Source organism: Microcystis sp. M109S1, assembly GCF_020247025.1.
Classification (GTDB): Bacteria; Cyanobacteriota; Cyanobacteriia; order Cyanobacteriales; family Microcystaceae; genus Microcystis.
The window spans coordinates 1-3370 of record NZ_JADBRW010000217.1 but is presented as its reverse complement, the minus strand read 5'-3'; the positions used below and the strand labels follow the sequence as shown (position 1 = coordinate 3370).

The following is a 3370-nucleotide window of genomic DNA, read 5'->3' as shown; positions in this document are numbered from 1 at the left end:
TTCCCAAATGCGTTTAACCGCTATGGGATAGAGAGGTGCGTAGTTCACCCAAGGAGAATTAATCTCTCGAAGTAAAAGTGAAGGGAATTTCTGAAATGGAATTCAGTCTGTCTATATTTGACTATACTTTTACTAACTATATAGCTATTGGCTATCCCCTTATTAGTTCTATATCCTGGGTTATAACTGTTGAGATTGTCTGGGCTGCCACCGGTAAGGCGATGTTTATATTGTTAAGTTGTGTTAATAGCTTAATTTCTATGGTTTTCATAGTCTAAAAACAATAGTTATCCTCTTGTGTGAATAGGAGGAAAATCTAAGCTGGTATCTCCAATTCAGTCGCTCATAAGTGGGTGGGTGGAATTAAATATAAAATGAACGTAGGTTGGGTTGAAGCATGAAACCCAACGCCCGCATGGGTTACGCTACCGCTAACCCATCCTACAAATAATTGTGCCTCCCTACTTAAGTGTCATCACCCTCGAAGAAATTTACTATGGTTTAACCTCAAAACCAAATGCCAGAATTAACACTTGGTTTCAGCAGTTCTTTATTACTGTCAAATTATACCAATTACTTCTGAAATTGCTTTCATAAAGTTAATTTTGTCAAGGATTGTTAAGATGCGCTTACCCTGCTAAAACCCCAAAACCCAACACTCTAATTTAATGATTTAATAAAACCGACCACTGCTGCAGGAGATAAAAACTATGTGTATTCTCGGTTTTGATCCGGGTAAGGACAAATGTGGGATCGCGGTCAGGTCATCGACAGGGAAAATTTATACCCATGAGGTGATAGCATCGTCACAAGCGATCGAGCGTTTAGCCAGTCTCTGTCAACAATATCCGATCGAATTACTGGTGATGGGGAACCAAACCACCTCGAAAAGTTGGCACCAAAAAATTGCCGCTCGTGTCACTATCCCGATTACTCTAGTGGATGAACGCAATAGTACCCTAGAAGCGCGCGATCGCTATTGGCAAATGTTCCCCCCCAAAGGATTACAGAAACTCATCCCCCAAGGTATGCGTCTTCCCGATCGCCCCATTGATGATATAGTGGCGATTCTGCTGATCGAACGTCATTTAAAGTCCAAATAATGTCACACTACAAAATAGACACAGCAAGGTGGATTGACGATGCTCCTAAGTAAAGGTTTTGAAGTAGAAATGTACACCGGAACAGCAGCCGGAGAAATTATCGGTTTATCCGATCGCATTGTCAAGGATTTAGATGGTTTTGTCCGAGAACCGGATAGTCGTAACGTAGAATACACCACGGCTCCCATGACTAACTATGACCGTCTTTTATGCGCTACTTTAAAACCTCGTCTCGCTCTACGGCGATATTTGCGTCGTTTAGGCGATTATACCCTAATCCCTGGCAGTACCCTCTCCTTGGGCGATAGTCAACATTTTTATCGCAGTGACCCTCAAAATCCCTATCATGACTATATTGAACAGACCTACGGCACTAATGTAGTCACGGCCAGTATTCATATTAACGTCGGTATTAGCGATTATGAGGATTTAATGCGTGCCTGTCGCTTAATTCGCCTAGAAGCTCCTTTATACTTGGCTTTAAGTGCTTCCTCTCCTTTTCTCGATGGTAAAATCACTGGTTCCCATTCCCGTCGTTGGCAAGTTTTCCCCCAAACTCCCGCTTATGTTCCCCTCTTTGAAAGTCATAAACATTTTGTCACTTGGACCGAGGAACAATTAAAAATCGGTACGATGCAGAATGTTCGTCATCTCTGGGTCTCAGTACGTCCTAACGGTAGCAATCGTCCCTATAATCTCAATCGTCTAGAATTGCGAATTTGTGACCTGATTGCTAATCCTATTAGTTTATTAGCAGTTATGGCTTTTTTAGAGGCCCGTTTAATTCAACTTTTACACGATCCCCAATTAGACCCTTTAATTTTAAGTCAATTACCTAGCAGCAATCGTAGCGAGGATTTATTAACTTTAACCCAAGAAAACGAACAGGCTGCCGCGCGTTTTAGTCTTGATGCCACCCTGAGACATTGGTACGATGGCCGGGAAATCTTAGCTAGGGATTGGATTAAAGACCTCTATGTTCAAGTTTATCCTACCGCTAAAGAAAAGGGTTTTAGTTGTTTCCTCTCTCCCTTACAAAAAATCCTCCGCGAAGGTAACACTGCACAACAATGGTTAAAACAATACGACCAGGGTATGGATGTTAAAAGTATTATCAAACAGGCGATTATTACCCTAGAAAAAGAGGAACGAGAGTTAGAACATAAATTATGTCAGCATATTCTAGTCGCCTAAATAATTATTTTAAGGCCATGGTAATTAAACCCTGTTGACCGAGAAGAATTTCCCGCAGCAGCGTACAAATTCCCACCCAAATAATCGGAGAAATATCAACTCCTCCCAAGGGTGGGATGAGTTTACGCACGGGGATTAAAAAAGGTTCCGTTGGCCAGGCAATAATATTAAAGGGAAAGCTATTTAAATCTACCTGTGGATTCCAAGTTAAAACGATCCGTAAGATAAATAGAAGGGTCATTAACCCTAAGATAATTCCCAAAGTCCAACTCAATGCGATCACTGTGTCCATAGTCCCTAAATTAAGTTTTTTTACTAATTGCCTCTGTCCTAATATAGCAGTTTTGGTTCTATCTTGAAATAATTATGTTTAAAGGTGGGCGTTGCTGATTTGAGATATGAATCTTCTTTTGTGGGATTTTTAAAACCTAGACTCAAACTAACTTTTGGATACGATGCACAGTCGGCATTCATACCTTGATTCAGCAACGCCAAGGTGCGTAGGACGCACCCTACAATAGCGGCTATCACTTTCAATTAATAGACTTGATCGTGATTACCAATATCAACAAAAACGGCTTTTTCATCGTCTGTAAAATAAAATATCACTCTTTGATTATACTCAATACTAAAACTCCATAATTCTTTAAGTTTGCCTGATAATTTATGAGTTTTGAGAGATGGATCAAACGGATTTTCTTGAAATTTTTCTAGCTTTGTCCGAAATTTTCTTTCTAACTCATGGTCGCCTTGAAAACGTTTTTTGAAGGCTCGCTTAAAAGACTCATCAAAACTAATTTCTATCATTATTCTTCTAAAAACTGCATTAGTTCATCTGTATCTGAGGAAAATTTTAGTTTTCCTTCTTTCTCGTTCTGTTTGGCTACCAAATAGTTTTGATAAATTTTGTCACGTTGCTCTTCTCTTAAAAACTGTTCTAAAAGAAATTGTATCTCTTCCTTTTCTCCTAAAGATAAGGTTTTAATTGCTTCTACGACTTCACTAAATGTCATATTTATCTCCTTAAAGATTTTATATATAGCGGTTCTCGCATCTGCGAGGCACAGTTTAAC

General features: G+C 39.6%; 5 protein-coding genes. 2 read left to right on the top strand and 3 right to left on the bottom strand.

Annotation, left to right across the window (positions count from 1 at the left end):
- The first annotated feature begins 710 nt into the window (after positions 1 to 710).
- Positions 711 to 1103 (top strand): pre-16S rRNA-processing nuclease YqgF, encoded by a 393-nt coding sequence (locus IM322_RS10885; RefSeq protein WP_287676515.1) that lies wholly within the window; start codon positions 711 to 713, stop codon positions 1101 to 1103.
- 39 nt (positions 1104 to 1142) lie between these two features.
- A complete protein-coding gene (gene gshA, locus IM322_RS10880; protein WP_287676516.1) occupies positions 1143 to 2297 on the top strand; it encodes a glutamate--cysteine ligase in 1155 nt (384 codons plus the stop codon).
- Positions 2298 to 2301: 4 nt separating this feature from the next.
- On the opposite strand, the gene IM322_RS10875 is transcribed toward gshA, so the two are convergent.
- The 3 genes from IM322_RS10875 to IM322_RS10865 form a co-directional block, all read right to left on the bottom strand.
- Positions 2302 to 2589, bottom strand: coding sequence for a YggT family protein (locus IM322_RS10875; protein WP_287676518.1), 288 nt, complete (start codon positions 2587 to 2589; stop codon positions 2302 to 2304).
- A gap of 245 nt (positions 2590 to 2834) precedes the next feature.
- Positions 2835 to 3104 (bottom strand): type II toxin-antitoxin system RelE/ParE family toxin, encoded by a 270-nt coding sequence (locus tag IM322_RS10870; RefSeq protein WP_287079515.1) that lies wholly within the window; start codon positions 3102 to 3104, stop codon positions 2835 to 2837.
- On the bottom strand, positions 3104 to 3370 hold a 267-nt coding region (locus tag IM322_RS10865), incomplete at its 5' end, for a hypothetical protein (protein ID WP_287713203.1). The genes IM322_RS10865 and IM322_RS10870, both read right to left, overlap by 1 nt.

What these genes read in the sequence shown, in the direction of transcription:
- gshA (WP_287676516.1), top strand. Translation starts at nt 1,143, where the DNA reads ATGCTCCTAAGTAAAGGTTTTGAAGTAGAAATGTACACCGGAACAGCA.
- IM322_RS10870 (WP_287079515.1), bottom strand. Translation starts at nt 3,104, where the DNA reads ATGATAGAAATTAGTTTTGATGAGTCTTTTAAGCGAGCCTTCAAAAAA.
- IM322_RS10875 (WP_287676518.1), bottom strand. Translation starts at nt 2,589, where the DNA reads ATGGACACAGTGATCGCATTGAGTTGGACTTTGGGAATTATCTTAGGG.
- IM322_RS10885 (WP_287676515.1), top strand. Translation starts at nt 711, where the DNA reads ATGTGTATTCTCGGTTTTGATCCGGGTAAGGACAAATGTGGGATCGCG.